2 protein-coding genes are annotated in these 1822 nt (G+C 46.8%); both read left to right on the forward strand.

Features of this window, described 5'->3' with window-relative positions; all coding sequences use genetic code 11:
* A partial coding sequence (locus tag KDK18_RS03755; RefSeq protein ID WP_257253312.1) for a hypothetical protein occupies positions 1-979 on the forward strand: 979 nt, incomplete at its 5' end.
* A gap of 159 nt (positions 980-1138) precedes the next feature.
* A complete protein-coding gene (locus KDK18_RS03760; protein ID WP_257253313.1) occupies positions 1139-1780 on the forward strand; it encodes a hypothetical protein in 642 nt (213 codons plus the stop codon).
* Positions 1781-1822: the final 42 nt, after the last annotated feature.

Raw genomic sequence — 1822 nt, forward strand, 5'->3', positions numbered from 1 at the left:
TGCATTGTTGGGCAACCCGTCATACAGCACGGACACAAACGACTATGTTGCACCGATATCGCCGCCTGATAATAAATCACACAGACTTGTCAGTTACAGGTTAAAAACGTCCTTTATTGAGTCAATCTCGTGGCAATTGCTTTACGCTACCCATTTTCCGGTTGCTTACGAACTGGTTATGACCAGCAATGACGCCGCCCTGAGTGGCAAACCTTATTCATGGATACCTGTAGAAGCGTTTGTCGCTGTCGGATGGCTTTTGAAAAGCTATTGGCACCCCGATTCATTGCTGTTTAAACCGTTGGAACCACTGAAGTCGAGTCAGGATTACCCGTTTACGATCACCACTGCGATGATTGGCTCTGGAAATATGAAACAAAATCAGCCATCAGGATCATCCGTTCAGCAAGTCCCACAGGCTACCTCCAACCGTATAGGCTCTTACACTGGTTCCCTGTATTCCGGCTCTGGTGGCAGTAATGAAGATTCTGAACAACACCAACATACATTGGGTCTGAATTGTTTCGTCCATCTCTGCAATGGTGTTTGTAGATTCCGACATTTATCCAACAGAGAGTCAGCTGAATGGCCGTTGAATTCCGCAGGTAATTCGACAGGCCACACTCTTCATGATGCTTGTCCACCTGAGCTTCAATATGAACAACACCACGATCAAGACGACTTTATAACGACTTATCTCGACACATTGATTGACCCCCCTATTGATCATGTTTCTGATTTCGGTACGATTGATCCTTCTATTTATCTCCCTGATGGTTTCGGCACGATTGATACTTCTATCTATTTCCCTGATGGTTTCAACGCATTTAATGATCCCCCTGCCGAACCCCTCAATGATTTTCCTGACACTCAAGGCATTGGTATCAACTCAACAAATAGCCGTAAAACGCTAAACTCAATGGGTGCAGCTGCAGCCCTTACAAGGGATGAAACAAGCGAAGAAAGCTGTGAAAGATAGTGGCCGGGTAACATGCCCAACAGCAGGCTTTTTTTAACCGGTGTAACCTTTGGTTTTTGACAGAAAAACACGCTTGTTTTCTTGAACTATCACTTTCTTGATCTAGAGTTTTCCGTGTTTATCCTTCATCTTTGCAGACTGGAATTCATAGGTATAACAGTGAAGCAAGTGCCCTCTCCGGCATTGCTGTTGGTGCTTTTGATGTCATCTGTCATCTGCCAGGCCGAGCTGTTGGCAAGACGTTTTGTAGTCGAGCACAAACAGTCACACCAGAGCTTTTTTATTAAGCGCGACCTGAATTCGGTGTTGGGCATCCCTTCAGACATCGCAGACACAAACGACTATGCACAATCAATTGGGCCGCCTTATCACAAACCACACAGATCAGGTGGTTATTGGGTAGAAGCAACCTTTATCGAGTCGATTTCGTGGCAATTGATTTGCACCACTCCTCTGCTGGTTGCCTACGAACTGTTTATGACCACGCATGATGCTGCTCTGAGTGCCAAACCTTATTCATGGGTACCTGTAGAAGCCTTTATCGCTGTTGGCTTGCTTATGAAAAGCTATTGGAACCCCGGTTCATCGCTGTTTAACCCGGTGGGTCAACGGGTGGCAAGTCAGCATCAGCCGTTTGCGTTCACTACTACGATGCTCTCCGGACAAAACAAACAACAAAGTGGCCAACAAAGCCAGCCAACGGCATCATCTGGTCAGCAGGTTCCAACAACCACTCGTCATACAGGCACTTTCACCCATCGCCTGTCTTCCGGCTCCAGCGGCGGTAACGGTGCAACATAGTCGTTTGTGTCCGTGCTGTATGACGGGTTGCCCAACAATGCA

The sequence above is a fragment of the Endozoicomonas sp. SESOKO3 genome, assembly GCF_024606255.1.